Here is a 26,224-nt window from a genome sequence, read left to right as displayed (position 1 = left end):
GATCCGCAGAAAATCGAGCGCGGTTGTAAGTGCAGGTTTACAGAATATGTTGCATAATTACAACGCCAATGACTGAGTAACAAATACTAATTCCGGGTGCGAAACTTTCGCGGAATGGTTGAATTCAGGCATGTGAATTTTCTCATGTCTTACCTGTCGAAGCATTCATTTTTCAGAGGCAGACCTAGTATGAAGATTCTGGCTGTTGATGACGACCGCGTGTTTCTGGAGATCCTCGATCACGCGCTGCGCACGAGTGGTTATGGCGATAACGAACTGTTGAGTTCCCCCCTACCGGCCCTGCTTATGCTGGAGAGCAGCTATGCTCATTTCGACTGCATCCTTCTCGACATCGAGATGCCGGGGATGACTGGCATCGAGCTTTGCGCGCGCATCCGGGCGTTGCAGGCCTATCAGAATACGCCGATCATCATGCTCACCACGCTTTCTGATCGGACGAACATCTACCAGGCCTTTGATGCAGGCGCCTCTGATTACATCACGAAGCCCATCAACGCGTTGGAGCTGCAAGCCCGGCTGGGTACTGTTCGGCGCCTTGTGGACGAACAGAAGCGGATCAAGCAGCTTGAGTATCAGGTGAAGGTTCGGTCCGGTTCGACCTATCTGGACTACACCTTTGACACGCCGATCATGATCCCGGATTTCGACCGCGGGATTGAGTTCCATGCCCTGCAGAACTATCTGCTCACGCTTGGCGTGAAGGGTCTGTTTTCAGTTTCGGCCTTCGCGATCAACATCGAGAACGCCACGACCATTTACCGGATGGTCGACAATATCGCGTTTCGAAGCATGCTTGCCGATGTGGCGTCTGTTCTTGGGGAGTGCATCAAGACGGAGAAGGTGCTGATTTCCTATGCGGGAAATGGCGCCTTTGTCGGTGTGATCACCGGGCGGACCGAGTGGCAGAACCATGCCCTTGAAATGGAGATGAATGACAAGATGGAGGATTTCCGCGCGATCTATACGTCGGATCGGCTGCCTTTGCCACGGATCCGGGTCAGCCCGATGGTCAGCAATTCCTTGTTCTCGCCAAAGCGGCCGTCGCTGATCCTTGACCGCGCGATTGCGGCGGCTGGTGCCAAGAACGCCATCCCGCGGATCGCGGTGGCCTAGGCGGGCCGTGCGCGGAGGCGCCAGACCGGGCGGTCTGGCGCCTCTGTCCGTTGTGGGCATCGCACCTGTGCGCGCGATTTGCCTGACCGCGCTGCCGGGTTGGGGCTGGCTCCGTCAAACGTGAACGAAAGGACCTTGACGGCGCTGGGATTCGCGGCGTTGTGGGGGCGAGTGTAAAGGACCCTGCCCATGCTGACACGACGCCATTTCATCATCACGAGCGCGGCGCTGTTCTCGCCCGCACTGGGGTTGCCAGAGCCTGCGCTGGCCCAGTCGCAAGAGGCGCAATGGGCGGCGTGGGATGCGCAGGTGCTGCCACCCGCCTATGATCCGGCGACGTCGAACCCGTGGGGGCTGCATCCCCGGTTGCTGCCGACGCGGGTGGAGGTGAAGGCCGGGCTGAAGGCGGGGGATATCCATGTCGATGCCATCGCGCGCTATCTGTATCATGTGCAGGGCGATGGCACGGCGATGCGCTATGGCGTGGCGATCGGGCGGGGCGGGTTGTACGAGCCGGGGTTCTTCCGCATCGGGCGCAAGGCCAAGTGGCCGCGCTGGACGCCGACGGCGAACATGATCGAGCGCGAGCCGGAGGTTTACGCGCAATATGCCGACGGGATGCCGCCCGGGCCGGACAATGCGCTGGGGGCGCGGGCGCTGTATCTGTATCAGGGCAACCGTGACACGCTGCTGCGCATCCATGGCACGCCGATCCCGCGGTCGGTGGGGTGGCGGGCAAGCTCGGGCTGCGTGCGGATGGTGATGGCCCATATCATCGGGCTGTATGAAGAGGTGGAGGTCGGCGTCTCGGCCTTTCTCTACCCTGCGGAAGAGGGCATCACGGCGCGCAGCTGAGGCGCGCCGTCCCGCGCGGCCCCATTCTGCGCGGCGGCGTCCGCTAGCCGCGCGTTTAACAGGCCGCGCGTTTAGCTGGCTGCGGTGCAGATCGGGCGGCCTTCGGGTGTGCGCAGGGGCAGCATAGTGGTTTCCACCTGGCCGTCATGTTCATACCAGTAGCAGCCATCTTCGGGCATGAGGCGGGCGGTGGCGAGGTTCTGCCACGGTGCGGCCACGGCGACCACCTCTTCCGGGAGGGGGGGGAGTTCGCCTTCGCCATTGGCGGTGGTGGAGACGCAGCCCGCGAGCAGGACCGGGATCAGGAGCGCGGAGAGCGGAAGGCGTGGCATGGTGTGATGTCCCCTTGGGTTTCGCCCTTCTGTGGCAGGCGGCGGCGGCGGCTTCAACCGGCTGTGTGCGGCGGGCCGGAACACGGTTGCGTGACCGCAGGCTATCCGGGCGCGGCGGTGGGTGGCAATCGGGGATGGGGCTGTGGTTTATGGGCCCAAACCATTTTCGACAGGAGCCTTTCCGATGACACAGCCCCGCCTGACGCTGAACGATGGTCGCACGATGCCGCAGCTGGGTTTCGGCCTGTGGCAGGTGCCTGCCGAGGAGACCGCGCGCGTGGTGCGCGAGGGCGTGGCGGCCGGATACCGGATGATCGACGGGGCGGCGATCTATGGCAATGAGGTGGGTCTGGGCGAAGGCCTGCGCAGTGCGGGCGTGGCGCGGGATCAGATCTTCATCACCACCAAGGTCTGGAATGACCGGCAGGGGCGGCAGGAGGCCGCGCGGGCGGTGGAGGACAGCCTGAGCCGTATCGGCCTGCCGCAGGTGGATCTGATGCTGATCCACTGGCCCTGCCCGGAGCAGGGGCTGTTCCTCGACACATGGAAGGCGCTGATCGAGTGCCGGGCGGCGGGGAAGGTGGCATCCATCGGGGTGTCGAATTTCCGCGTGGCGGATCTGGAGCGGATCATCGGCGAAACCGGGGTGGTGCCGGTGCTGAACCAGATCGAATTGCATCCTCGGTTGCAGCAGGCGGAGTTGCGGGCCTTCCATGCCAAGCACGGGATCGTCACGCAAAGCTGGACGCCGCTGGGACAGGGGCGTTCCTTCGAGGCGGCGCCGGTGCAGGCGGCGGCAGCGCGCACGGGCAAGAGCCCGGCGCAGGTGATCCTGCGCTGGCATCTGCAACTGGGCTGTGCGGTGATCCCGCGATCCACCCGCGCGGCCGGGCTGGCCGAGAACCTGGATATCTTCGATTTCAGCCTGACCGAGGCCGAGATGGCCGCCATAGCCACGCTGGAGGCGGGGGAACGCACGGGGCCTGACCCGGCGACGTTTAACTGAGGCGGACAACTGCGGCGGGCAGCGGGCGGGGTCAGGCGGCCTTGGGCGGTTTGGGCCAGTACTGGCGCGCGGCGGCGAGGGCGAATTGCAGGCCCAGACCGACGGCGAGGATCGCGGCATCGGCAAGGATGTTGACGCCTGTGACATGCTTGACGCCCTGCAGCCCGATGCAGAGCACCGATCCCAGCGCAAAGACCGGCAGCGCCTGACGGCCCAGCAGTTCGAACGGTGCGGCAAGGCGGTGGGCGCAGGCGCGGCGGATGAAGGCAAAGGATGACAGGAAATAGGCCAGCGCGAGGATGTGCAGAAGGCGCGGGGCGGTGACATAGGTCTTGTCGAAGGCGGTGATGTTCCACGGCAAGTGGAAGGTTTCCTTGGCAAGCCACAGGGTGTGGCCCGTGGCCTTGGACACGGCGGGGATCTGGACGGAAAAGGCCGCGTAGACGACGAGGAGGCCGCTTGCGATCTGCAGCCAGCGGCGGACCGGCACGAAGCGCCGCCCGTCCTTGAGCGCGACGCCCGTCAGCAGCCCGATGATGAAGATGAGTTGCCAGGTCAGCGGGTTGAAGAACCACACGCCTTGGGTGGGAAAGTTGGGCGGGCCAAGGTGGTAGAGGCCTGCCACCAGCCAGACAAGGATCGAGGCGGCCAAGAGCCAGAGCGGCGCGCGCCATGCCACGAAGAGCAGAACCGGGGTGATCGCGAGCAGCGTGAGGTAAAGCGGCAGGATGTTCACATAGCCGAACTGGTGGGTGAGGATGACAAGACCCACCAGCGTGCGCAGCGGATCGGTCCAGACCCATTTCATCTGGTTTTCAAACAGCACCTCGGCATTGCCGAGCCAGAGCGCCACGGCGGCGGCGATGGCGAGGGCGGCGAAGGTGGTGAGGATATGGACGAGATAGAGCGTCCAGACCCGCCGCCAGACGCGGGCGAGGCCGGTCCAGAGGCGCATCGACCTGTCGCGGAAATCGTTGGAATAGGCGAGGCCTGCCGCGATGCCCGACATCAGGACAAAGCCTTCGGCGGCGTCGGAGAAGCCGAAATTGCGGGTGGTGAAATCCTCGAACACCGTGCCGGGGACGTGATTGACGAAGATCATCACGAGGCAGATGCCGCGAAACACATCAAGGCGCGGATCGCGGACGGAACGGGCGGGCAGCGGAGGGGAGGACATGGTTCACCAAGGCGCCCGAAGCGGCGCGACGGGCGGGCTATTGCCCGCTTCGTGACGGTTCTGCAAGGGTTCCGTGACGGCGGTGGCAGAATGCTGCGCGGCGGCGCGGCTGATCAGGCGGCGTCGCGCTGATCGAGATCGGCGCCCCAACGGGTGAGGACGCGGTCATGCAGTGCCATGACGGGCGGTGCCTGCCGTTCGGCGGGCGTGGTGAAGAGCGTGGTGCGGCTGGGGCGCGAGGACCACGAGATCAGGACCGGCGCCAGCACCATGGGCAGCGCCACGGGCAGAAGCCACGGCACGAGCTGCGGCGAGAGCCACTGCGCGAAGGCCAGCACGATGCCGCCCGTCGTGACGATCCAGTGCGAGGCGGCCCAGGCATCGCGGAAGGACAGCGTGCCGTCGCCGCGCGTTTGGGCGGGCCAGCCGCCATCGGCCCCGCGCAGCACCTGCAGCACCGACCGGGTCTGGAACATCAGGAAGACCGGGGCGGTGATGGAGGAGAAGAGAAGTTCGGTCAGCGTCGATTGCAGGGTGCGGATCGCGCCGCCAAAGCCGCGCGTGCGGCCGCGCAGGGCGGCGTCGAGCAGGATCAGGAGCTTTGGCAGGAACAGCAGGCCGCCCACGCCCACGGCAAGAAGCAGCGCCTTGGACACCTGGCTGACCGGAATCACCGGGAAGGGCCAGTATTCGATGGGGAAATAGTCGATCGGCGGCGAAAAGAGCGGGGCCGCGATGGAGGCGGCGAGGAAGGCCAGCCAGAAGACCGGGGCGATGTAGGCGAGGATGCCTTGGAGGAAGACGAAGCGGCTCCAGGCCTTCAGGCCGGGGGCCATGAGGAGGCGGGAGTGTTGCAGGTTGCCCTGGCACCAGCGGCGGTCACGCTTGGCGTGGTCGATGATGTTTTCGGGCGCCTCTTCATAGCTGCCCGACAGATCGTCATCCACCCGCACGGTCCAGCCGGCGCGGGCGAGGAGGGCGGCTTCGACATAGTCATGGCTCAGGATATGGCCGCCGAAGGGCGGGCGACCGGCCAGTTCGGGCAGGCCACAGCTTTGGGCGAAGGCCTGCACGCGGACGATGGCATTGTGGCCCCAGAAGGGGCCGGTGCGGCCCTGCATCATGGCAAGGCCGCGGGCGAAGATGGGCGAGTAGAAGGCGCCTGCGAATTGCATGATGCGCCCGAAGCGCGACCGGGCGCGGATGACGGTGGGCAGGGTCTGCAACAGGCCCAGATCGGGGGCGGCCTGCATCCGGCGGACCATTTCCACCATCGTGTCGCCTTCCATCAGGCTGTCGGCATCGAGGATGATGGCGAAGGTATAGGCCGCGCCAGAGCGTTTGATGAAATCCTCGATATTGCCGGCCTTGCGCCCTTTGTTGTTGGTGCGGCGGCGATAGAAGATGCGGCCTTCGCCGTGGGTGTCGGCCAGAAGGCGCAGGAACCAGATGCGTTCGCTGGCGGCCACCTCTTCGTTGCGGGTGTCCGACAGGATGGCGAAGTGGAAGCGGTCGCGCTGGCCCGTGGCGCGGAGCGAGGCATCCATCGCGGCGATGCGGGCGAAGGTGGCGACGGGGTCTTCGTTGTAGACCGGCACGAGGATGGCCGTCATGCCCTGCAGGGGGCCAGCATCGCGCGGCACGGCGGGCGGGCGCGTTGTCAGCCCCGCCAACGCGGTGAAGGCGCCCCAGGCCAGCCAGAAGGTGGAGGCGAAGATGAGAAGGGCGCGCAGCACGTCGAAGGCATCAAAGCCATCCGACGCGCCGAATTGCAGGAACACGACAAAGCCAAGCCCTGCGGCAAGGATGGCGGCCGTCAGGGTGAGGGTGCGCGTCAGGAGCACCCGCCGGTCAAGGGCGGCCGGCGCCGCCACGGCCTAGTGACCTGCCTTGCGGACCCGGGTCAGCCGCAGCGCGGCCCACAGGCCGCCGCGTTGGGGCCTGTATTCCAGATCCTGCACCGGCATGGCGAGCGGTGCGTTCGGCAGTTTACCCAGTTCCTCGGCCAGATGGTCGAGGTCGAACTGTTCCGGTTTCGCGACTTCCATCATTGCGCGTTGATCCACTGATAGAGCCAGGTTTCCGTAAGGCGGCGGTCAAAGCCCGCCAGATGCGCCGAGAGCTCAACCACGGCGTCATCTTCGGCGGCAATGTCGATCACGAGACGCCAGATATCCGTCCCTGCGATCTTTTCCAGTACCTTGCTGGTCACTTCACCGTTGGCAATCGTTACAACCGCCTCGATTTCCGTATCGCCGCCGAGCGGCCCGATCAGGCCGCCGCGGTAATCTACGACGAATTTCCGCGTGCCCTGCTGGACCTCGACCCCGGCGAAACCGCCGTGGCCCGAGCGCGTTTCGAAAACATAGGCGAGGGGTTCGCCCGCGTCATGCGCGAGGTCACCCCAGTGCAGGCGATAGGCGAATTCCCGTGCATCGCCGGCCCGTGCGGGGGCTTCGGGCACCCAATAGGCGACGATGTTGTCATTCGCCTCGAGGTCGGAGGGGATTTCGACAAGGCGGACATTGCCGCGGCCCCAGTCGCCGATGGGTTCCACATCAAGCGAGGGGCGGCGTTCGTAGCGGGCGCCAGTGTCCTGATAGCTTTGGAAATCGCGGTCGCGCTGGTGCAGGCCGAAGCGGCGCGGCGCGGTTTCGGCGAAATAGCTGCCGGTCAGGCGGGGCGGGTTGTTCAGCGGGCGCCAGATCACATCGCCATCGGCGCGCAGGATGCGCAGGCCGTCGCTGTCATGGACGTTGGGGCGGTAGTCGTCGAACTCGGCCCGGTTCTTTTCCGAGAAGAGGAACATGGAGGTGAGGGGCGCGATGCCCAGTTCGGCCACGTCCTGACGGAAGAAGAGGCGGCAGGTCGTTTCCATCACCGTTTCGGCGCCCGGGGTGATGACGAAGCGGTAGGCGCCGGTGACCGACGGGCTTTCCAGCGTGGCATAGACCGTGATGCTAGAGCCGCCGTTCGTGTCGCGTTCCATGTAGAAGCGCGAGAAGCGGGGGAATTCCTCGCCCTGCGCGGTGGCGGTGTTGAGCGCGAGCCCGCGCGCGGAAATGCCGTAGGCCGAGCCGCGCCCGAGCGCGCGGAAATAGGAGGCGCCCACGAAGGCCACCAGTTCATCCCATTTGTCCGGGCGGTTCAGCGGGTGGTTCAGGCGGAAGCCCGCCACGCCGGGCAGTTCGGCATGTTCAGGCACGCGCTGCGCGAGTTCGTTGAGATATTCGAAATCGTCGGTCGAAAAGAGCATCTCGGACGCCATGCCGCCCGACACTTCGAACAGGCGGACGGGTTCGGGGAAGAGCCAGCCCATGTGGAAGGCCGCAAGGCGGAAGCGGGTCTTTTCGTCAGCCCAGCGGGAGCGCTTGTCGTTGAAGCGGATCAGGCGGTAATCGTCGTAATCGAGATCGCCCAAGAAACCTTCGGGCGCCGGGGCCGTGGCATGCGGCTGGGTGGACAGCAGGCGCATCTCTTCGGTCAGAAGGTCAAAAGAGAATTGCTGCGCTGCCGCAAGGGCCGGGGCTGCTGCCGTGGTCGTTTCTTGTGCAAAGACGCCATGCGGCACGGCGACCAGCGTTGCCGGGACGAGGGCGCCCGCAACAGCGAGGAGGTTCCGGCGCGAGATCCTGCCAGTCAGGGGGTCTGTCATCGTCATAGAGGTCTATAACCCAACGGTTTTTCTACCCGAACAGGACCGGGCGACTCAGCGCGGCATATAGGGGACAGGGGAAGCCGACTGCAAGGCGCGTTCAACTGCGCGTGAATGGCGCGGCATGAATTCGCCCAGGGTTGCGCCGTGAACTGCACAGAAAATGCACATATTTCATGCTGCAACTGCAAAATACTGCCAGTTTCAGGGCGGGGGACAGGCCACTGGCGCCGTGGGGCGCGACGGGGCGTGGCCGGGTGACGGCATTGCCGCCTTTTCCACCGATTGGCGCCGGGCCGGAGAATTGGCCAGAGCACTGGCCGGCGCACTGGCGGAAGGTTCATGTCCCATCCTTTAGATGGCGTTTGCACGAAGGGCGCTTGGGTGTAGCCTTCATGAGGCCCGGAGGCACCGTGCGAGGTGCTTTCGTATCGGGCAGGGGAGTGAGTGCCGACATGCCGTTTGGAGGCGAGCCTGTCCGATCGGGGCCGGAGGGTCTGTTCGCGCCGCTTGCGGTGTCGCGCGCGGGTTTCTTTGAGGTGGCGGTTCTGCAGGCGCCGCTACGGTCTTCGCTCATCTTCTTTTTCGGAATCGTGGGGCTGACGCTGTTTCTGGCGCTGGCCGAGGCGCGGGCAGTCGATAACGGCGCCGTGGTGGACCTGCTGCCGAGCGAGGCGGTCTTTGCCATCCTGATGGGGATGGTCGTGTTTCCCTTGCGGCTGATCTTCGTGCCGCTGGCCACCTATATCGTCGGCTTCACGCTGAGCTTTCTGCTGCGGCTGTGGCTTGAGGCGGATTATCTGCCGCCGGGCGGCAGCGCGGGGGTGGTGCTGGTCTGGTCGATGCTGCTGAACGCGGTGCCCGCGCTGATCGCGGGGCTGGCCGGGCGGATGATGGCCGAGCGATGGGCATCGCGGCAGGGGCGGCGGGTGATGATCCAGTCCTTGACGATGACGGCGACCTATCTGGTGCTGTCGGGCCTTGGCGTCTGGCTGGTGGTGACGCTGCTGTTCGAACCGGGCTGGCGCGGGATGACGGCCGGGGGAACGCTTGGCGCGCTGGAGGCGGGGCTGTTCCGGGCGGCGCGGATCGCGCTGTGCGGGGCGGTGCTGGCGCTTTTGCTGCTGGACCGTCCGACGCGGCGCAACCTGCGGGTGGCGTGGATCGTGCTGCCGGCCTTTGTGGTGCTGGGGGTGCTGCGGGTGCTGGGCTATGCGCTGCACCCGACGCTGGATGTGGAACTGCTGGCGCTGGCGGTGACGCTGATCGCACCGGTCTATGCGGCGGTGCTGGCCAATGTGATCGGGGTGGTGGCCTATGTGGCCATCACGGGCGAGTTCCTGGTGCAGATCCCGGTGCCGACGCCGGATGTGATGCGGCTGGAGATCGTTTCCATCCTGCTCTTGGGCCTGATCTATGTGCTGCTGTTGCAGCGGCATCTGTCGATGATCCAGCGGCGCGCCTATCGCCAGACGCTGCAGCGCATCGTGCAGGTGAACGATCTGGCGACCATCGGGCATTTCGTGGTGAACATCGAGACCGGCGCGGTCGTGGTGGATGATGTCGCGGCGACGATGCTGGGGATGCCCAACGCGTTCGACATCCAGCGGTTTCTGGAGCGGGTGTCGCCCGCCGATCGGGGGGCGATCGTCACCGCGCTGGGCGATCAAAAAAGCGAGACGCGGAGCCTGTCCTTTCTTCTGGCCGACGGGGCCGTCTGGGAGGAGGGCGCGCCGCGGAAGTATCTGACGGTGCATGCATGGTACGAGCGGCGCAAGGGCGAGCAGACCCGTGCTTATGGGGCGCTGATCGACCTGACGGCCGATCACATCCGCGAGGAGGCGCTTGCGCAGGCGCTGCGGCGGCTGTCGGATCAACAGGACCGTCAGACGCGTATGTTTTCCATCGTATCGCATGAGCTGCGGACACCGGCAGCGGTGATTTCGATGATGGTGGAAGAACTGGATGCGGGGGCGCGCTGGGCCGATATCGGCCCGCGCATCAAGGCGGTGAGCGAGCAGTTGCTGTCGGTTCTGGCGGATATGCGGCAGGCGGTGCGCCCGGAGGAAAACCTGCCCGTGCGGATGGATCCGTTCCAGCCCCGCGACGTGATGGAGACGGTGCGCAACACGTTCCTGCTGATGGCGGGGTCGAACGGGATCGAGATCGAGCTGGCGCTGGCGCCCGAGGCGGCGCAGACCCGCGTGTCGGATCGGGTGCGGCTGGTGCAGGCGCTGTCCAATCTGGTGAAGAACGCGATCCTTCATTCGGGCTGCCGCCGGATCACCCTGTCCTATGCCGAGGAGGCGGGGCTGGCCGGGCCGGTGGCGCGCTGGCGGGTGAGCGACGATGGCCATGGCATCCCCGAGGCGGCACGGTCGGAACTGTTCATCGCCTTTCGTCGGGGGGATGGCGCGCGCACGGCGCAGGTCGATGGGTCGGGGCTTGGCCTTTATGTCACGCGGACGTCGATCGAATTGCTGGGTGGGACCGTGCAGCACATGCATGGGGCCGAAGGGGGATCGGTCTTTGTCCTGACGGTGCCGCTGATCGAGGCGGCAGAGCCGGTGCAAGGCGCGGCGCCGGTACCGGCCGGGACAGAGCGCGACAGGGCCCCGCGGCCTGGATGGCGCGAGCGGCGGGTGCTGATCGTGGAGGACAGCGATCTGATCGGCGAGTTGCTGACGGCGCGGCTGAAGCGGGTATTCGGCGCGGTGGATTGGGTGCGCAACGGCAAGGAGGCGCTGGCGGTGTTCGACAGCCTGATGCCGGATATCGTGCTGACCGATCTGTTCATGCCGGAGATGGGCGGGGATGAGTTGACCGCCGCGCTGCGCCTGAAGGGGGTGACCTGCCCGATCATCGGCATGACGGCTGCGGCCATCGGCGATGAACGCACGCTGTTCGAGCAGGCCGGAACGGACCGGGTGCTGACGAAGCCCGTATCCACCCATCAGTTGATGGACGTGCTGGACGAGATGGAGCGCATCCGCGGCTGATGGTGGCGGGTGCATGGGGCGCGATCAGGAGGCGGGGCGCCCGGCCTCGGCCCGCAGGAGGGCCATCAGTTCGGCCAGCGTCTTGCGATAGCGTTCGTCGATCAGGCGGCCTTCGGCATCGAAGGCGCTGCGGGAATGGGCCACGGCCAGCTCTGGCCCGGTGATGAGGCGCGGGCGGAAGGGCGTGAGGCAGAGGCGGAGGGAGAATTGCGACCGTTCGCCCCCGGCGCGGCCATCGGCGGCGGACATGATGGCGACGGGCTTGTCGCGCCAGGCCGCGCCGGGCACGCGCGACACCCAGTCGAGCGCGTTCTTCAGCACGCCGGGCAGGGCCTTGTTGTATTCGGGCGTGGCGATGACGATGGCATCGGCGGCCTTGATCTGGGCGTGGAGCGTGGTGACGGCGGCAGGGAACCCATGGGTGATTTCGAGGTCTTCGTCGAAGAGGGGAAGGCGGAGGTCGGCCTCGGTATGGTGGGCGTCGCCAAAGGCGCGGCGGGCCTCGGCCAGCAGCAGGCGGTTGGTGGAGGCGGCGCGGAGCGCGCCGGCGATGCCGAGGAGGGTGAGCATGGGGTGGGCCTTTCGCGGGGAGTCTTGCCGGGGAAGGTATGGTGGGGGCGGGCGGCTGCAAGGGGCGGGGTAGGATGGGCACGATTGCCCATCCTACGCGGGCGTCACGACAGAAGCGGGCGGCGGAAGGTGAGCGAGGTGGGGCGGTCGTAGCCTGGATGGGCGGTGGCAGCGGTCTGGACAAATCCCATGCGGCGGAAGGCGGCGTGATTGGCGGTGAGTTCGATGCGGGTCTGCAATTCCAGCGCGGGCAGGCCCATGGCGCGGGCGCGGCTGGCCGCAAGGTCGATCAGTTGGCGGCCAAGGCCGCGGCCCTGCAGGGGCGGGTCCACCGCGAGCTTGCCGACATAAAGCGCATCAGGGCGCGGGCTGAGGAAGACGCAAGCCCCGGGCGGGGTGCCGATGGCCCAGACCTCGCCCGTGCAGGCCTGCGCGGCGATGCTGGTGGCGGTCAGGCTGTGGAGCGAGGAGGGCGGGTCGATCGCGCCCTCCATATAGCCGAAGGCGCGCTGGAGGAGCGCAAGCAGCGCGGGCCAGTCATAGGGATCAGTCGCCTGATGTGGTGGCATGGCGGGGAAGGCCGTCGTTGATATCGGACCAGGGTTGCTGTTCGGCGCAGTGGACATGGGCGGTGGGGCGGAAGGTTTCGGGACGGTCCAGCGTGCCGGCGTGGAAATGCGTCTCTCCGGGGAAGCGGGTGGCGCGATAGGCCATCGGCGTGCCGCAGGTGGGGCAGAAGAGCCGCTCCACATCCGGGGAGGAGCGGAAGATGGCCGGGGCGGCCCCTGTCCAATGCCAATTGCCATCGGCCACGCCGAAGAAAGAGGCGAAGGCCGCGCCCGTCGCGCGGCGGCAGCTTTCGCAATGGCAGTGCATCTGCCAGAGCGGGGTGGCGTCGGCGCGGTAGGTGATGGCGCCACAGAGGCAGCGCCCGGTGATCGGAACTTGCATGGCGCGATGCTACGGCGGCTTTTGCCCCGTGGGAAGCCCGCTGAACAGCCGTGGCTGTGGGGACGGGCGGGTTCCTGTCCGCCAGGCCACCCTGTGAGAGGCACGCAATATCTTGGGGATAAGGGCGCTGATCGGCCGAGATGCGGTGGGGGCATGGTTGACTGGCGGGGGGATCGGGGGAACGATGCGGGTTTGACGGAATCAACCTTGGATTACGGCCCTTGCGCTTTACCCGGCTGCGACTGAACGGCTTCAAGAGCTTTGTCGATCCCACGGATCTGGTGATCCATGAGGGGTTGACGGGCGTTGTGGGCCCCAACGGATGCGGCAAGTCCAACCTGCTGGAGGCGCTGCGCTGGGTGATGGGCGAGAACCGGCCCACGGCGATGCGCGGCGGCGGGATGGAGGATGTGATCTTTGCCGGCGCCGCGACGCGGCCCGCGCGGCATTTCGCGGAAGTGGCGCTTGTCATCGACAATCAGGACCGGCTGGCCCCGTCGGGGTTCAACGATGCCGACCAGATCGAGATCGTGCGGCGGATCACGCGGGATGCGGGATCGGCCTACAAGGCCAATACCAAGGATGTGCGGGCGCGCGATGTACAGATGCTGTTTGCCGATGCCTCGACAGGGTCGCACAGCCCGGCGCTGGTGCGGCAGGGGCAGATTTCCGAACTGATCAATGCCAAGCCAAAGGCGCGGCGGCGGGTGCTGGAGGAAGCGGCGGGCATTTCGGGCCTTTATGCGCGGCGGCATGAGGCGGAGTTGAAGCTGCAGGGGGCAGAGCAGAACCTGACCCGCGTGGATGACGTGCTGGAGCAGTTGGCGCAGCAACTGGCCACGCTGACCCGGCAGGCCAAGCAGGCGGCGCGCTATCGCGAGATCGGCGAGGAGTTGCGGCGGTCGGAGGGGATGCTGCTGTTCCGGCGCTGGCGCGAGGCCGATCTGGCGCGGGCCGAAGGCGAGGCGGCGCTGCGCGAGCGGCTGATGGCGGCGGGGCAGGCCGAGGCGGCGGCGCGGGCGGCGGGCAAGGCGCGCGAGGCGCGCGAGGATGTGCTGCCCGGGCGGCGCGAGGAGGAGGCGATTGCATCCGCCATCCTGCAGCGGCTTGTGGTGCAGCGCGACGGGCTGGCCGAGCAGGAGGCGCGGGCGCGGCAGACCATCGACACGCTGCGCGGGCGGATCGAGCAGCTGGTGCGCGACATGGAGCGCGAGGCGGGGCTGAACCGGGATGCCGGCGAGACGATTTCGCGGCTGGACTGGGAGATCGAGCAACTGGCGCGCGCCCATGACGGGCATGATGAGCGGCTAGCCGAGGCGGCCGAGGCGGCGCGCGAGGCAGGGGCGCTCTTGGGTGAGCGCGAGGCGATGCTGGCGCAGGCGACAGAGGATGCAGCACGCCTTGCGGCGCGGTATCAATCGGCGCAGCGCCTGCTGTCGGATACGCGGGGCGTACTGGAGAAGGCGGAGGCGCAGGCCGAGGCGGCGCGAGCGGCGGTGGAAGGGGCGTCGGAGGCGCAGGCGCTGTCGGCCGAGGCGTTCGAGGCGGCGGAAGAGGCGCAACAGATCGCGGTGGCGCAGGCCGAGGAGGCCGAGGCCTTGCTGGAGCAGGCCGAGGCGGCGCGGGCCGAGACGCAGGGGCGCGAGGCCGAGGCGCGGGCGGCGCGGTCAGCGGCAGAGGGTGAGGCCAACGCGCTGCGCGCGGAGGTGGCCGCGCTGGCGCGGCTGGTGGAGCGGGAATCTTCGGCGGGGACGCAGCTTCTGGACCGGCTGGAGGTGGAGCCGGGGTTTGAAAAGGCCTTGGGCGCGGCGCTGGCCGATGACCTGCGCGCGCCGGAAGTGGGGGCGGAGGCGCGATCGGGCTGGGCCCTGCTGGCCGATTATGATGCGCCGCAGGCGTTGCCGGGCGGTGTGGTGCGGCTGTCCGTCCATGTGAAGGCGCCCAGCGTGCTGGCGCGGCGGTTGGGGCAGATCGGGCTGGTGGACCGGGCGCAGGGGGCGGCGTTGCAGGCCGCGCTGTTGCCGGGGCAGCGGCTGGTGTCGAAGGAAGGCGATCTGTGGCGCTGGGACGGGTTCCGCGCGGGGGCGGAGGATGCGCCCTCGGCCGCGGCGCTGCGATTGCAGCAGTTGAATCGGCTCGTGCAGTTGAAGCGCGATCTGGAAGAGGTGGCCGCCAAGGCCGAGGGCGCGCGACAGGCGCATGAGGCCTTGCAGGGGCGGCTCATGGATCTGTCGCGCGCCGACCAGTTGGCGCGGGACGCGCGGCGGGCGGCGGATGGGCGGGTGACGGAAGCGAACCGCGCGGCAGCGCGGGCGGAAGCCGACCGGTCCATCGCGGCGGGCAAGCTGGAGGCGGCCCGGCTGGCGGTGGCGCGCTACGAGGATGAGGCGATGGCCGCGCGGGCGCGGCTGCGTGAGGCCGAGGCCGCGATGGGCGATCTGGGCGATCTGGAGGCGGCGCGGAGCGCGGTGGAGGCCGCGAAGGTGGTGGTCGAGGCGGCACGGCTGGCCATGCTGACGCGGCGGTCGGGGTTGGACGAGGTGCGCCGCGAGGGCGAGGCGCGGGTGCGGCGGCGGCAGGAGGCGGTGAAGGAGCTGTCGGGTTGGAAGCACCGGCTGGAGACAGCCGAGCGGCGCATCGCGGAACTGGCGGAGCGGAAGGCCGAGACGGAGGAAGAACTGGCCGAGGCCAGCGCCGCGCCGGAAGAGATCGCGATCAAGCGCGAGGAACTGGCCGAGGCGATTGCGGCGGCCGAGGCGCGGCGGCGGGTGGCCGCCGATGCGCTGGCGGAAGCCGAGGGCGCCTTGCGCGAGGCGCAACTGGCCGAGCGCGAGGCCGAGCGCGCGGCGGGCGAGGCGCGCGAGGCCCGCGCCCGGGCCGAGGCGCGGATGGAGGCGGCGCGCGAGACGGTGGCCTATGCCGCCGAGCGCATCATGGAAGAGACGGAAAGCACGCCTGCGCAACTGCTGGAGACGTTGAAGGCGGATCCGGAGCGGATGCCGGATGCCGAGACGCTGGAGGCCGAGGTGAACCGTCTGAAGCGCCAGCGCGAGGCACTGGGGGCGGTGAACCTGCGGGCGGAGGAGGATGCCAAGGCGGTGTCGTCAGAGTATGACACGCTTGTGGGCGAGAAGGTCGATCTGGAAGAGGCGATCAAGAAGCTGCGCGCCGGGATCGCAGGGCTGAACCGCGAAGGGCGCGAGCGGCTGTTGACGGCGTTCGAGCAGGTGAATGCCAATTTCAGCACGCTGTTCACCCATCTGTTCGGCGGTGGCGAGGCGCGGCTGGTGCTGGTGGAAAGCGATGACCCGCTGGAGGCGGGGCTGGAGATTATGTGCCAGCCGCCGGGGAAGAAGCTGGCGACGCTGTCGCTGCTGTCCGGGGGTGAGCAGACGCTGACGGCGCTGGCGCTGATCTTCGGGGTGTTTCTTGCCAACCCCGCGCCGATCTGCGTGCTGGATGAGGTGGATGCGCCGCTCGACGATGCCAACGTGACGCGGTTCTGCGATCTGTTGGACGAGATGGCGCGGCGGACGGAGACGCGGTTCCTGATCATCACGCACCATGCGGTGACGATGGCGCGGATGGACCGGCTGTTCGGCGTGACGATGCAGGAGCAGGGCGTGAGCCAGTTGGTGAGCGTGGACCTGAAGAAGGCAGAGGCGCTGGTCGCGTGACGCTGGAGGCGGCATTGCGCGCCGCGGGCTGCGTAGGCGTGGAGCGGGTGGGGGCGGTGGTCTTTGCCCGCGACGGCGCCGAGGCGCCGGAGTTCGTGGCCGAGGAAGCGGACGGGCGGGTTCTGTTGCGGCTGCGCTTTGCGGTGCGGGCGGCAGAGGCCGAGCGGGCGGCGTGGATGCGCGCGCATCCCATGGGTCGGCTGGCGATTGCGGAGGGGGAGACGGAGCTATCCCTTGCGCTGCCGGACGGGGCCGATCTGGCGGCGGGATTGCAGGATTGGATCAGGCTGACACGGGCAGCGGCGCAGGCGGCGGTGGTCTGGCGGCGGCGGCAAAAGCCGCTCTATGGGATGTGATCCCTAAGGTTTTATTCACATTCGCAGGGCTAACCTTCGCCCGCCGCAATCCTTTGCGGTGAACGGAGGTGAGCACCCTGAACATACAGGACTATCGCAAGTGGATGGTCGTGATTGCAGCGGGAACGCTGCTGGTCTCCATCTTGCGCCTTTGGATCGGGCAGTGAGCCTGTGAAAAAGGAAACCCGGCGCAGTAGCCGCTGCGCCGGGTTGTTATTTGGAGATTGTCCTGAACATTGACTATCGCACCAATGAAGATGGAAGCGGGCGCGGCGTTTGTAAAGTCTTGCCTGTGGCGTTGGTTAACGGGGTGTGTCGGAAATGGGATTGCCGGGGCAGGGCCAGCGCGGCAGGGTTTGCGGGGCGAAGCGGGGCAGATGTGATGCGGGACGAGGCGGTTCAGCGGTTTCTGGATGCGGCGGAGCGGGCGCTTGTCGCCTCGGTGGAGCCGGGATCGGCGGCAGAGGCGGCCTGTGCGCGGCTGTTTGCGCGGTGCCGCGCGCAGGAGGGCCGGGCGCAGGTGCCGGAGCCTGTGGCGCTGCCGGTCTGTGGCTGGCTGGAGCCTGCGCTGGATGCCGCCGAGGGCGGGCCACGGGCGGCGGTGGCGGATGCGCTGGGGGCGCTGGTGGAGCGGCTGGAATGGAAGCGGCGGGCATCGGCAGACCCGGAGGATCGGGCCTTCTGGGAGGGTCATGCCAATGCGATGATCCTTGGCCCAGGAGGGCTGGAGGTGCGGGATGATCTGTGGATCGGGGCCACGGTGATGGCCCCCGGCGTGACCTATGTCGATCACGACCATCCGCCGGAGGAGGTGTATCTGTCGCTGGCCCCCGGCGCATGGTGGAACAGCGACATGGACTGGACCGATCCGGGGGCGACCGGCGTGATCTACAATCCGCCCGGCATTCGCCATGCGATGCGGTCGGGGTCTGGCCCGTTTCTGGCGCTGTGGTTTCTGCCGGTCTGACGCGGGTCAGAGCCGGTTGAGCAATTCCACGGTCGGCCAGGCGTCGGCGGGAAGGCCGAGGCGGGCCTGTTCCTTTTGCACGGCCACGCGGGTGCCTGCGCCGAGGATCCCGTCCACCGCGCCCACGTCATGCCCGAGCGCGGTAAGGCGGGTTTGCAGGGCCTTCATCTGATCGAGGCTGAGGGCGGGGTCGGGATTGCCCGCAAGATAGGGTTCGGCCCCCATCAGGCGGGTGCCGAAATAGGCGGCGGTGGTGACGTAGACGAAGCTTTTGTTCCAGTCGAACAGCGTGCGGAAATTCGGGTAGACGAGGAAGGCCGGCCCCTTGCGCCCCTGCGGCAGCAGGATGGAGGCGGGCAGGCCGTTCTGGACCACGCCGTTGCGGATTTGCACGCCCATGGCGGCCCATTGTTCGGCGGGCAGTTCGGTTTCCAGCCCGGTGAGCGACCAGTCGAAGGTTTCGGGAAGCATCACCTCTTGCATCCACGGCTCGCCCGCGCGCCAGCCGTGGTATTGCAGCATCTTCGCCCCGGAGAGGAGTGCATCGGGGACCGAGGTTTTCAGCGTGATCAGACCATCGCCATCGCCATCCACCCCGCGGGCAAGGATATCGCCCGGCAGCATCTGGACCATGCCGATCTCGCCCGCCCAGGCGCCGGTGGTATCAAGGTCGAACTCGCCCAGACGGTACATTTCCAGCGCGGCCAGCACCTGCGGGCGGAACAGATCGGGGCGGCGGCAATCATGGGCGAGGGTGACGAGCGCGCGGCGGGTGTTGAAATCGCCCTGCACCGCGCCGTAATCCGTCTCGAACGCCCAGAAGGCGAGGAGGATGCCGCGCGAGACGCCGTAGTCTGCTTCGGCCTTGTCAAAGATGGCGTCCCATTGATCGGCGAGCGCGCGGCCCCGGACGAGGCGATCACGCGAGATCAGGCTTTGCGAAAACTCCAGAAAGCTTTTGCGGAACACACCTTGCGAGCGGTCGGCCTTCAGCACGCGGGGATCGGGGGAGAGGTCGGCGAAGAAGGCAGCGGCGGTGTCTTGGGGGATGCCGTTGGCGACCGCCTCGGCCTTTGTTGCCGTGACCCAATCGGCAAAGTCCCCGCCGCAGGGAAGCTGGGCGAGGGCGGGGCTGGCAAGGCAGCAGGCAAAGAGGGCGGCAGCGAGGCGCATGAATAGCTCCTGGAAATGCGGGGGGAGGGTAGGGGGCGTGGCGCGCGGGCGCAACGGTGGGGTTGATCAGAAAAGCGCGATCACGGCTGTGAGGGCGAGCATCGCCCCCCAGGCGCGCCAGAGGGCGGATACGGCGGCGTCGATCTGGTCGGGGCCGGGATCGCGGCGGCCCTCAGCCCAGACCCAGGGGTAATCGCGCATCTCGCCGTGATAGGCGCGGGGGCCGGAAAGGGCGGTGTTGAGGATGACGGCCATCGCTGCCTCGGGCCAGCCGGCGTTGGGCGAACGGTGGAGGGGCGCGTCGCGCAGGATCGGGCGCGGGTCCGTCCAGCCGTGGGTGAGGGCGAGGAGGAGGGCAGTAAGGCGCGCGGGGATGAGGTTGAGGAGGTCGTCGAAACGCGCGGCGGCCCAGCCGAATTCTTCATGCCGGGGCGTGCGGTGGCCGATCATGCTGTCGGCGGTGTTAGTGATCTTGTAGAGCATGAGGCCCGGCAGGCCTGCGATCAGGAACCAGAAGGCCGGGGCGATGACGCCGTCGGAAAGGTTTTCGGCTGCGCTTTCGATGGCGGCACGGGAGATGGCGGGATCATCGAGCGTGGCCGTGTCGCGGCCCACGATCATGGATACCGCGCGGCGGCCGCCTTCGGTGGACAGGCGCAGCGCATCGGCCACGGCCTGCACATGCTGGACCAGCGATTTCTGGGCAAGGAGGATGGCGGCGGCGATGATTTCGAGAAGGCCGAAATCGGGGATTGCGTGGATCAGCCAGCCCAGGGCGAGGGCAGCCGCGCCGAGGGCGGCCATGGTGGCGGTGCCTTTCAGGCGCCTGTGAGCGCCGCTGTTGAAGCGGCTGTCCATCCAGCCGATGGCGCGGCCCATCAGGACCGCCGGATGGGGGAAGCGGTCCCAGAGCCATTTCGGTTCGCCCAAGGCTGCATCAAGGAGGAGGGCGGGCAGGAGGAGGGTCGCGCTCATGTCAGGGCCTGTTCCAGACGGTTCCAGCCTGCGCCATCGGGCAGGCCGAGGCGCAGCCAGCGGGTGGAATAGGGGAACATGCGGCTGAGGATGCGGTGGCGCGCGAGGCGGTCTTGCCAGAGGGCGGCATCGGGCGTGTCGTAGAGGCGGAAGAGCGTGGTGCCGCCGAGGGGTGTGGCGCCAGCGGTGGCGAGGAGGGTGTCGAGGCGTTGCGCATCGGCGGCAAGGCGGCTGCGGGTGGCGGCGGCCCATGCGGGATCGTTCAGCGCGGCGGTGGCGATGGCCAGCGTGGGGCCGGGGACGGCCCAAGGGCCGATCATCGGCTTGAGCCGGTCGATCAGCGCGGGGTCACCGATGGCAAAGCCGAGCCGGGCGCCGGCGAGGCCCCAGAACTTGCCGAAGCTTTTCAGGATCAGGGTGCCGGGGCGGGTGGCTTGGGCCATGTGGGTGGCGTCGGGGGTGACGTCGCAGAAGCTTTCGTCGATCACCGCGAAGGAGGTGGCGGGCGCGGGGTGGAGGCGGCCGTCGGGGTTGTTGGGGTGGACGATGACGCGGGCGTCAGTTGCGTCATCTGTGGCGTCATCTGTCACAGCCCAGCCGCAGGCGCGGAAGGCGCGGGCGTGTTCGTTGTAGGTGGGGGCGGGGATCGCCACGCGGGCGGGCGGCAGGAGCGCGGGGATGCGCGCGATCAGGGCCGAGGCGCCGGGGGCGGCGATCAGCGCCGCTTTGTCGGGGACGTGCCAGAAACGGCGGGCGGCCTGTTCCAATGCGGCGAAGGCGGCGCGGTCGGGCAGGGCCGTCCATGCGTCCGCAGGCAGGGACGGGATCGGGTAGGGGCGCGGATTGATCCCGGTGGAGAGGTCGAGCCAATCGGCGCGACTGCCGCCCCAGCGGGCGCAGGCGGCATCAATGCCGCCGCCATGGTCGGGTTCTGCGATTCGCGTGTCAGCCGTGGTCATGCGGGCAGAAACCCCATTGCGGCGCGGCTGTCCATCGCCCTGCCGTATCGGCCCCGCGCGGCGGTACAGGGCGGAATGGGGGCGGGATGCGGCAAAAGGGCCACGGTCTGTTAACATCACTGTTACGCCTTGCCGTTTCCTTGATTTGGCCAGTCTGCGACGCAGACTTTGATCGGGGAACGGAGGGCGCGATGCTGGAGTTTCTGCCGAAAGAGATACGCGACGGGCTGGAGATGGCGCGCAAGCGCGCCTTGCGCCGGAAATCGCGTCTGCGGGTGCAGGTCGGACATGCGACCTTTCCCATCCTGCGCTTCTGGGATCAGGGCTTTGCGCTGGACGCCGATCTGACGCCCAATCTGCGCGGTCTGGTCGATGTCTATGACGGTGCGAACCACATCTTTCAGTGCCTGATCGTCGCCTCGGTCACCGAGAATGGCGAGGTGGTCTGCGAATTCAAACGATCGACCGCCGTGCTGGACCGGCCCGCGCTGGACTATTGGCGCGACGAGAACGCGCCGGTGGGTTATCTGCCGAAAGCCTGAGGCAGGTTTGCCGCGACGGTGAAGCCCGGGGGGATGCTGTCCTGCCCGGAAAGGATGAGATCGGCCATTACGCAGGCGACCTTGGGCGCCATGCCGAAACCGATCTTGAAGCCGCCATTGGCGATGAAATGGCCCGGCCTGCCGGGCCATGCCCCCAGCATCGGCGCGCGCGAGCGGGCGCGGGGGCGGATGCCGGCCCAGCGGTCGATGACCGGCGCCTGTGACAGCGCCGGAAGGGCGGCACGGGCCCGGGCGAGGATGGCGTCAAGCTGGGCGTCAGTGGTGGCTGGGTCGGCCCAATCGTTTTCGGACGTGGAGCCGATGGCCGTGGTGCCATCGGCATGCGGCACGATGTGCAGTGCATCGGCGAAAAGCTGGGGCAGGTCGCGGGCATCGTAGCGCAGGAGCAGCGCCTGACCCTTGACGCCCGCGCCCACGGGATGCGCGAAGGCGGTGTTGAGGTCGAGAAGGCCGGGGTAGCCGGTCGCCCAGAGGGTGGGGCCTTGGGATATGTTGCCTTGTGGGGTGGGGTCGCCGATCTGGATTTCGGCCCCTTTGGCCCGCAGCGCGGCGGCGAGCGCGGCCACGGCGCGCCGGGGGTGCAGGCGGGCGGTCAGCGTGTCGTGGATCAGGTATCCCGTGGGGCTTTGCGGCGCCCACGCGGCGCCCGTGGCGGGGATGACGCGCCATGCGGCGCGACCTTGCCAGAGGGTTTCGGCCTCTGCGATGCGGGCGCGGGCATTGGTCAGCGCACGGTCATCCGGGATGGGTTGCAGGCGGCCCGATTGCAGGTAGCCGGGATCGGTGCCGCCGGTGGCGGCGACCTCGGCCCACCAGCCGGGGGCCATCAGCAGGCTTTCCAGTTGGAACTGCTTCTTGTCGTTCCAGTTTTCCGGCACATGCGGGGCCAGCGCGCCCACCAGCCCGCCCGAGGACCCCGCGCCAAGGGCGTGGCGTTCGATCAGGCGGACGCGGGCGCCGCGGCGGGTGGCCTCCCACGCGCAGGCAAGGCCGAAAATGCCCCCGCCCATGACCGTCAGATCGTGACTTGCCATTCCCCGCGCCCTTCCCCATGGTCTGCCGCGACTGCGGGATCTAGGGCAAATGGCGGGCGCGGAACAGGGCGAGGATGGGCTGGACTGGCGCGACGGCATCGTGCCGGTGTCGCGGCGGTTTGATGATCCGTATTTTTCGCTGGCGGACGGTCTGGCGGAGACGCGGCATGTCTTTCTGGATGGCAACGGGTTGCCCGCGCGGCTGCGGGACGGGTTCCATGTGGCGGAACTGGGGTTCGGCACGGGGCTGAACCTTCTGGCGCTGTGGCTGTGCTGGCAGGGGATCGGCGCGCCGGGCGAGGTGCGGTTCACGTCCTTCGAGGCCTATCCGATGGTGGCCGAAGAGATGGCGCGCGCCTTGGCAGCCTTTCCCGAGGCGGCGGCGGTGGCGGGGCCGCTGCTGGCGCAGTGGGCGGCGGGCGCGCGGGAGATCACGCTGCCGGGGCTGCGTGCCGAGATCATCCTAGGCGATGCGCGCGAGACGCTGCCCGCTTGGCAAGGTGTCGCGGATGCGTGGTTTCTGGACGGGTTTTCGCCTGCCAAGAACCCGCAGATGTGGTCGGACGAATTGATGGCGGCGGTGGCGGCGCATACCGTTCCGGGCGGGACCTTTGCCACCTATACGGCGGCGGGCCATGTGCGGCGCGCGCTGACGCAGGCGGGTTTTGCCGTGGAGCGGCGGGCCGGACATGGAAGGAAGCGGCATATGACGGTTGGCGTTCTTGCGGGAGCCCGGGCATGACGGCCTTGCCGAAACTGGACCGCCACAGCAACGCGACGGTGCAGAACACCACGCTGGGCATATGGCTGATGGTCGCGACGACGGTGGTCTTTGCGGTGCAGGACGGCATCTCGCGCCATCTGGCGAGCGAGTACAACGTCTTTATGGTGGTGATGATCCGCTTCTGGTTCTTTGCGGCCTTTGTCATGGCGCTGGCGGCGCGGGATGCGGCGAAGCAGGGGGTAGGGCTGGGGGCGACGGTGCGGTCGCGGTTCCCGTGGCTGCAGGTGATGCGCGGCCTTCTGCTGGTGACCGAGGTCTGCGTGATGGTGCTGGCCTTCGTGAAGCTGGGGCTGGTGGAAAGCCATGCGGTGTTCACCTGCTATCCGCTGCTGATTGCCGCGCTGTCGGGGCCGATCCTTGGCGAAAAGGTGGGCTGGCGGCGCTGGACGGCGATCCTGATCGGGTTCGTGGGCGTGCTGATCATCCTGCAACCGGGATATGGGGTGTTTTCGCCCTGGGCGCTGGTGCCGCTGCTGTCGGCGCTTCTTTTCGCGGTCTACGGGTTGATGACGCGCTATGTGGCGCGGGGCGACAGCGCGGCGGTGTCCTTCTTCTGGACGGGCACGGTGGGCGCGGTGGCGATGACGCTGGTCGGGGTGTGGTTCTGGGAACCGATGACGGCGCCCGATTGGGGCTGGATGGCGGCGCTGTGCTGCACGGCGATCGTGGGGCATTGGCTGCTGATCAAGGCCTTTGCGGTGGCCGAGGCGTCGGCCATCCAGCCCTTTGCCTATCTGCAGCTGGTCTGGGCGTCAGGCCTTGGCCTGTTCCTGTTCGGCGAGGAGTTGCGCACGAACGTGGCGATCGGGGCGGGCCTGGTGGTGGCGGCGGGGCTGTTCACGCTGTGGCGGCAGCGGGTGCGCGAACGCGGCGCGTGATCAGCGCGACGGGCGGTTGAGAAGGTCGATCAGCCGCGCCCGGGCCTCGGGCAGGGGGCGGCCGTTCAGCACGGGGTCCAGCCCGCGCATCAGGAAATGCCCGGTGAGAGACAGGCCGGCGGCGATGTCGGCGGGGCTGGCCGCGCCCTGCCCCATCAGGGAAGCCGGCAGGGGCAACAGGCGGCTGGCCCAGTCGCCCGCCCCCGCCCGGCTGACAGCGCGGCCCGTCTTGGGCGAGACATAGGCCAGATCATCGCGCGCGCCGGTGACGGCGCAGGTGGCAAGGTCAAGGCCGAAACCCAGTTCGTCGAGCAGCAGCATCTCCCAGCGCAGGTAATCGGGGGGCCAGTCCGTACCCCGGTCGAGCGCATCAAGCAGCGGCATGGTCGCGCGCCAGAGCAGAGGATGCGCCTCGCGTTCAGGCAGGGCGACGCGCAGGAGGGCGCAGACGGCGTTCAGCCCGGCCAGCGCCAGCCGGTCGGACAGCAGCGCCGCCCGGGCGCGCAAGGGTTCCACGGTGAAGGCGCCGATGTGATCGTCCAGCCGGGCCCGCCAAGTGACATCCAGTTGCGCGCCGGGCTGCAGAAGGGGCGCGATACGGCGGGATGCGCCACCGCGCACGACCCCGGCATGGCGGCCATGTTCGGCAGTGAAGACCTCTATGATCGCCGCGCTTTCGCCGTGGGGTCTGACCGACAGGAGCGCGCCTTCGTCCCGCCATTCCATGGGGCGACTATCGGCGCGGGGCGCGGGAAGGGCAAGTCAGTCTGACAGCCCCGGCTTATCGAGAAGGGTGCGCCCCTGCCGATCTTCCACCTCGATCACCCAGAGATCGGGGTCGCGGTCGCGCTGGCGGCGGAGGGTGGCGTCCACCTCCGCCTCGGGCCCCTCGGCCAGCGTGACCCAGACCCGTGTGCCCGTCATCAGATCAAAGCTGCGCTGCATGGCGCAGGCCTGCCCGTCCAGCGTGGCGCATTTCACGATCACCGCGCCTGCGGTCGCATCGCCCTTGGCCGTCACATAGACCGGGATATCCGCCAGCCGCAGACGCGTCAGATAGGCAGATACCCAGAGGTCGGTCGTCAGGCGCAAGCCTTGCTCCTTCACCTTGGCGAAAACACCCTCGGGGGGTCCGGGGGGCGAAGCGCCCCCGTGGCATCCACCCCGAGCTTCAGTCGCCGTCCTTGAAATCCAGCCCCATTTCCGAATAGCGCTCGGCCTCTTCCTGCCAGTTGGGGCGGACCTTCACGGTCAGGAACAGATGCACGGGCCGGTCGAGGAAGGTGGCGATCTCGGCCCTTGCCTGCTGGCCGATGGCCTTGATCGTCTCGCCCTTGGCGCCCAGCACGATGCCCTTGTGGCCATCGCGGGCGACATAGACCACCTGGTCGATGCGGGTGGAGCCGTCGGGGCGATCCTCCCATTTCTCGGTTTCCACCGTCAGTTGGTAGGGCAGTTCCTCATGCAGGCGCAGGGTCAGCTTTTCGCGGGTCATCTCGGCCGCGATCATGCGCATGGGCAGGTCGGCGATCTGGTCTTCGGGATAGAACCACGGGCCTTCCGGCACCTCGGCCGCCAGCCATTCGCGCAGGTCATCCACGCCATAGCCGCGTTCGGCGCTGATGAGGAAGGTTTTCGCGAAGGCGAAGGCGTCGTTCAGCTTGGCGGTCAGGGCGAGCAGGGTTTCGGCCTTGACCTTGTCGATCTTGTTCACCGCAAGGGCCACGGTGGCGGTGGAGGGGATCTTGTCCTTGAGGTTGTCGATGATGGCCTGCACGCCTTCGGTCAGGCCGCGATGCGCCTCGACCAGCAGAACGATGATATCGGCATCCGCGGCCCCGCCCCAGGCGGCGGCGACCATCGCGCGGTCAAGCCTGCGGCGGGGGCGGAAGAGGCCGGGCGTATCGACGAAGACGATCTGCGACTGCCCCTCCATGCAGACACCCCGGATGCGGGCGCGGGTCGTCTGCACCTTATGGGTGACGATGGAGACTTTGGCGCCCACCATGCGGTTCAGAAGCGTGGATTTCCCGGCATTGGGTTCGCCGATCAGGGCGACGAAGCCGGCGCGGGTTTCGGTCGTCATCAAATGTCCTCATTTCGCTGCGTCCTTTCGCTTACTGGAAACTCGGGAAAGGCGCCAGATTTATCAGGCCACAAGGAAATGCCATGCTCAGGT

25 protein-coding genes are annotated in these 26,224 nt (G+C 67.8%); 10 read left to right on the top strand and 15 right to left on the bottom strand.

Going from position 1 to position 26,224, the window contains the following annotated elements; genetic code table 11:
• Positions 1–189 precede the first annotated feature (189 nt).
• Positions 190–1,134: a response regulator gene (locus GU920_RS04970; RefSeq protein ID WP_161765839.1), complete on the top strand. Its 945-nt coding sequence runs from the start codon at positions 190–192 to the stop codon at positions 1,132–1,134.
• 189 nt (positions 1,135–1,323) lie between these two features.
• The gene (locus GU920_RS04965; RefSeq protein WP_161765838.1) at positions 1,324–1,989 is read left to right on the top strand and encodes a L,D-transpeptidase; all 666 of its coding nucleotides are present in this window, start codon (positions 1,324–1,326) and stop codon (positions 1,987–1,989) included.
• A gap of 71 nt (positions 1,990–2,060) precedes the next feature.
• Here the strand turns inward: GU920_RS04965 and GU920_RS04960 are convergent, their stop codons facing one another.
• Positions 2,061–2,321 (bottom strand): hypothetical protein, encoded by a 261-nt coding sequence (locus GU920_RS04960; RefSeq protein ID WP_161765837.1) that lies wholly within the window; start codon positions 2,319–2,321, stop codon positions 2,061–2,063.
• A gap of 184 nt (positions 2,322–2,505) precedes the next feature.
• Here GU920_RS04960 and GU920_RS04955 point away from each other — a divergent pair, with 184 nt between their 5' ends.
• Complete coding sequence (locus tag GU920_RS04955) at positions 2,506–3,327, top strand: aldo/keto reductase (protein WP_161765836.1); 822 nt, start codon at positions 2,506–2,508, stop codon at positions 3,325–3,327.
• Between the two features lie 31 nt (positions 3,328–3,358).
• Here the strand turns inward: GU920_RS04955 and GU920_RS04950 are convergent, their stop codons facing one another.
• From GU920_RS04950 to GU920_RS04935, 4 genes are all read right to left on the bottom strand, one after another.
• Complete coding sequence (locus GU920_RS04950) at positions 3,359–4,504, bottom strand: OpgC family protein (RefSeq protein WP_161765835.1); 1,146 nt, start codon at positions 4,502–4,504, stop codon at positions 3,359–3,361.
• Positions 4,505–4,617: 113 nt separating this feature from the next.
• The gene (mdoH, locus tag GU920_RS04945) at positions 4,618–6,348 is read right to left on the bottom strand and encodes a glucans biosynthesis glucosyltransferase MdoH (RefSeq protein WP_328799231.1); all 1,731 of its coding nucleotides are present in this window, start codon (positions 6,346–6,348) and stop codon (positions 4,618–4,620) included.
• Positions 6,349–6,381: 33 nt separating this feature from the next.
• A complete protein-coding gene (locus tag GU920_RS04940) occupies positions 6,382–6,555 on the bottom strand; it encodes a hypothetical protein (RefSeq protein WP_161765833.1) in 174 nt (57 codons plus the stop codon).
• A complete protein-coding gene (locus GU920_RS04935) occupies positions 6,552–8,165 on the bottom strand; it encodes a glucan biosynthesis protein (RefSeq protein WP_201743968.1) in 1,614 nt (537 codons plus the stop codon). The genes GU920_RS04940 and GU920_RS04935 overlap by 4 nt, the downstream gene beginning before the upstream one ends.
• A 449-nt stretch (positions 8,166–8,614) precedes the next feature.
• Here GU920_RS04935 and GU920_RS04930 point away from each other — a divergent pair, with 449 nt between their 5' ends.
• Positions 8,615–11,158 (top strand): hybrid sensor histidine kinase/response regulator, encoded by a 2,544-nt coding sequence (locus GU920_RS04930; protein WP_161765832.1) that lies wholly within the window; start codon positions 8,615–8,617, stop codon positions 11,156–11,158.
• Between the two features lie 24 nt (positions 11,159–11,182).
• Here GU920_RS04930 and GU920_RS04925 read toward each other — a convergent pair whose 3' ends face one another.
• The 3 genes from GU920_RS04925 to GU920_RS04915 all read right to left on the bottom strand — a co-directional run bounded on the left by GU920_RS04925 (position 11,183) and on the right by GU920_RS04915 (position 12,679).
• Positions 11,183–11,728, bottom strand: a complete 546-nt coding sequence (locus GU920_RS04925) for an NADPH-dependent FMN reductase (protein ID WP_161765831.1) — start codon at positions 11,726–11,728, stop codon at positions 11,183–11,185.
• A 104-nt stretch (positions 11,729–11,832) separates the two neighbouring features.
• Positions 11,833–12,297, bottom strand: coding sequence for a GNAT family N-acetyltransferase (locus GU920_RS04920; protein WP_161765830.1), 465 nt, complete (start codon positions 12,295–12,297; stop codon positions 11,833–11,835).
• Positions 12,275–12,679: a GFA family protein gene (locus GU920_RS04915; protein ID WP_161765829.1), complete on the bottom strand. Its 405-nt coding sequence runs from the start codon at positions 12,677–12,679 to the stop codon at positions 12,275–12,277. Before GU920_RS04915 ends, GU920_RS04920 begins: the two co-directional genes overlap by 23 nt.
• A 221-nt stretch (positions 12,680–12,900) precedes the next feature.
• On the opposite strand from GU920_RS04915, the gene smc reads away from it, so the two are divergent.
• The 3 genes from smc (at position 12,901) to GU920_RS04900 (ending at position 17,679) form a co-directional block, all read left to right on the top strand.
• The gene (gene smc, locus GU920_RS04910; RefSeq protein ID WP_161765828.1) at positions 12,901–16,356 is read left to right on the top strand and encodes a chromosome segregation protein SMC; all 3,456 of its coding nucleotides are present in this window, start codon (positions 12,901–12,903) and stop codon (positions 16,354–16,356) included.
• Entirely contained in the window at positions 16,353–16,712 is a 360-nt protein-coding gene (locus tag GU920_RS04905) for a hypothetical protein (protein WP_161765827.1), read from the top strand. The genes smc and GU920_RS04905 overlap by 4 nt, the downstream gene beginning before the upstream one ends.
• 382 nt (positions 16,713–17,094) lie before the next feature.
• Entirely contained in the window at positions 17,095–17,679 is a 585-nt protein-coding gene (locus GU920_RS04900; protein WP_161765826.1) for a dimethylsulfonioproprionate lyase family protein, read from the top strand.
• A 6-nt stretch (positions 17,680–17,685) separates the two neighbouring features.
• On the opposite strand, the gene GU920_RS04895 is transcribed toward GU920_RS04900, so the two are convergent.
• The 3 genes from GU920_RS04895 to cobD all read right to left on the bottom strand — a co-directional run bounded on the left by GU920_RS04895 (position 17,686) and on the right by cobD (position 20,786).
• Positions 17,686–18,852, bottom strand: a complete 1,167-nt coding sequence (locus tag GU920_RS04895) for a lytic murein transglycosylase (protein WP_161765825.1) — start codon at positions 18,850–18,852, stop codon at positions 17,686–17,688.
• Positions 18,853–18,918: 66 nt separating this feature from the next.
• Positions 18,919–19,827 carry an adenosylcobinamide-phosphate synthase CbiB gene (gene cbiB, locus GU920_RS04890; RefSeq protein ID WP_161765824.1) on the bottom strand — a complete coding sequence of 303 codons (909 nt, stop codon included), beginning with the start codon at positions 19,825–19,827 and terminating at the stop codon, positions 18,919–18,921.
• Positions 19,824–20,786 carry a threonine-phosphate decarboxylase CobD gene (gene cobD, locus GU920_RS04885; RefSeq protein ID WP_161765823.1) on the bottom strand — a complete coding sequence of 321 codons (963 nt, stop codon included), beginning with the start codon at positions 20,784–20,786 and terminating at the stop codon, positions 19,824–19,826. The genes cbiB and cobD overlap by 4 nt, the downstream gene beginning before the upstream one ends.
• A 191-nt stretch (positions 20,787–20,977) precedes the next feature.
• Between cobD and GU920_RS04880 the strand changes: the two genes are divergently transcribed.
• A complete protein-coding gene (locus tag GU920_RS04880; protein WP_161765822.1) occupies positions 20,978–21,328 on the top strand; it encodes a hypothetical protein in 351 nt (116 codons plus the stop codon).
• On the opposite strand, the gene GU920_RS04875 is transcribed toward GU920_RS04880, so the two are convergent.
• Positions 21,310–22,383, bottom strand: coding sequence for an NAD(P)/FAD-dependent oxidoreductase (locus GU920_RS04875; RefSeq protein WP_161765821.1), 1,074 nt, complete (start codon positions 22,381–22,383; stop codon positions 21,310–21,312). The two genes, GU920_RS04880 and GU920_RS04875, sit on opposite strands and share 19 nt — an antisense overlap.
• A gap of 49 nt (positions 22,384–22,432) precedes the next feature.
• Between GU920_RS04875 and mnmD the strand changes: the two genes are divergently transcribed.
• On the top strand, positions 22,433–23,125 hold the full coding sequence (gene mnmD / locus GU920_RS04870; protein ID WP_161765820.1) for a tRNA (5-methylaminomethyl-2-thiouridine)(34)-methyltransferase MnmD: 693 nt from the start codon (positions 22,433–22,435) through the stop codon (positions 23,123–23,125).
• The gene (locus tag GU920_RS04865) at positions 23,122–24,045 is read left to right on the top strand and encodes a DMT family transporter (protein WP_161765819.1); all 924 of its coding nucleotides are present in this window, start codon (positions 23,122–23,124) and stop codon (positions 24,043–24,045) included. Before mnmD ends, GU920_RS04865 begins: the two co-directional genes overlap by 4 nt.
• Here GU920_RS04865 and recO read toward each other — a convergent pair whose 3' ends face one another.
• The 3 genes from recO to era form a co-directional block, all read right to left on the bottom strand.
• Positions 24,046–24,771 (bottom strand): DNA repair protein RecO, encoded by a 726-nt coding sequence (gene recO / locus GU920_RS04860; RefSeq protein WP_161765818.1) that lies wholly within the window; start codon positions 24,769–24,771, stop codon positions 24,046–24,048. It abuts the gene before it with no gap.
• A 36-nt stretch (positions 24,772–24,807) separates the two neighbouring features.
• On the bottom strand, positions 24,808–25,137 hold the full coding sequence (locus GU920_RS04855; RefSeq protein WP_161765817.1) for a DUF1491 family protein: 330 nt from the start codon (positions 25,135–25,137) through the stop codon (positions 24,808–24,810).
• Between the two features lie 79 nt (positions 25,138–25,216).
• Positions 25,217–26,131 carry a GTPase Era gene (gene era, locus GU920_RS04850; RefSeq protein WP_161765816.1) on the bottom strand — a complete coding sequence of 305 codons (915 nt, stop codon included), beginning with the start codon at positions 26,129–26,131 and terminating at the stop codon, positions 25,217–25,219.
• Positions 26,132–26,224: the final 93 nt, after the last annotated feature.

The organism is Paragemmobacter ruber, from assembly GCF_009908315.1.
Classification (GTDB): domain Bacteria; phylum Pseudomonadota; class Alphaproteobacteria; order Rhodobacterales; family Rhodobacteraceae; genus Paragemmobacter; species Paragemmobacter ruber.
Note: the sequence above shows the minus strand (reverse complement) of the source record. Positions and strands in the feature narration are given on the sequence as shown.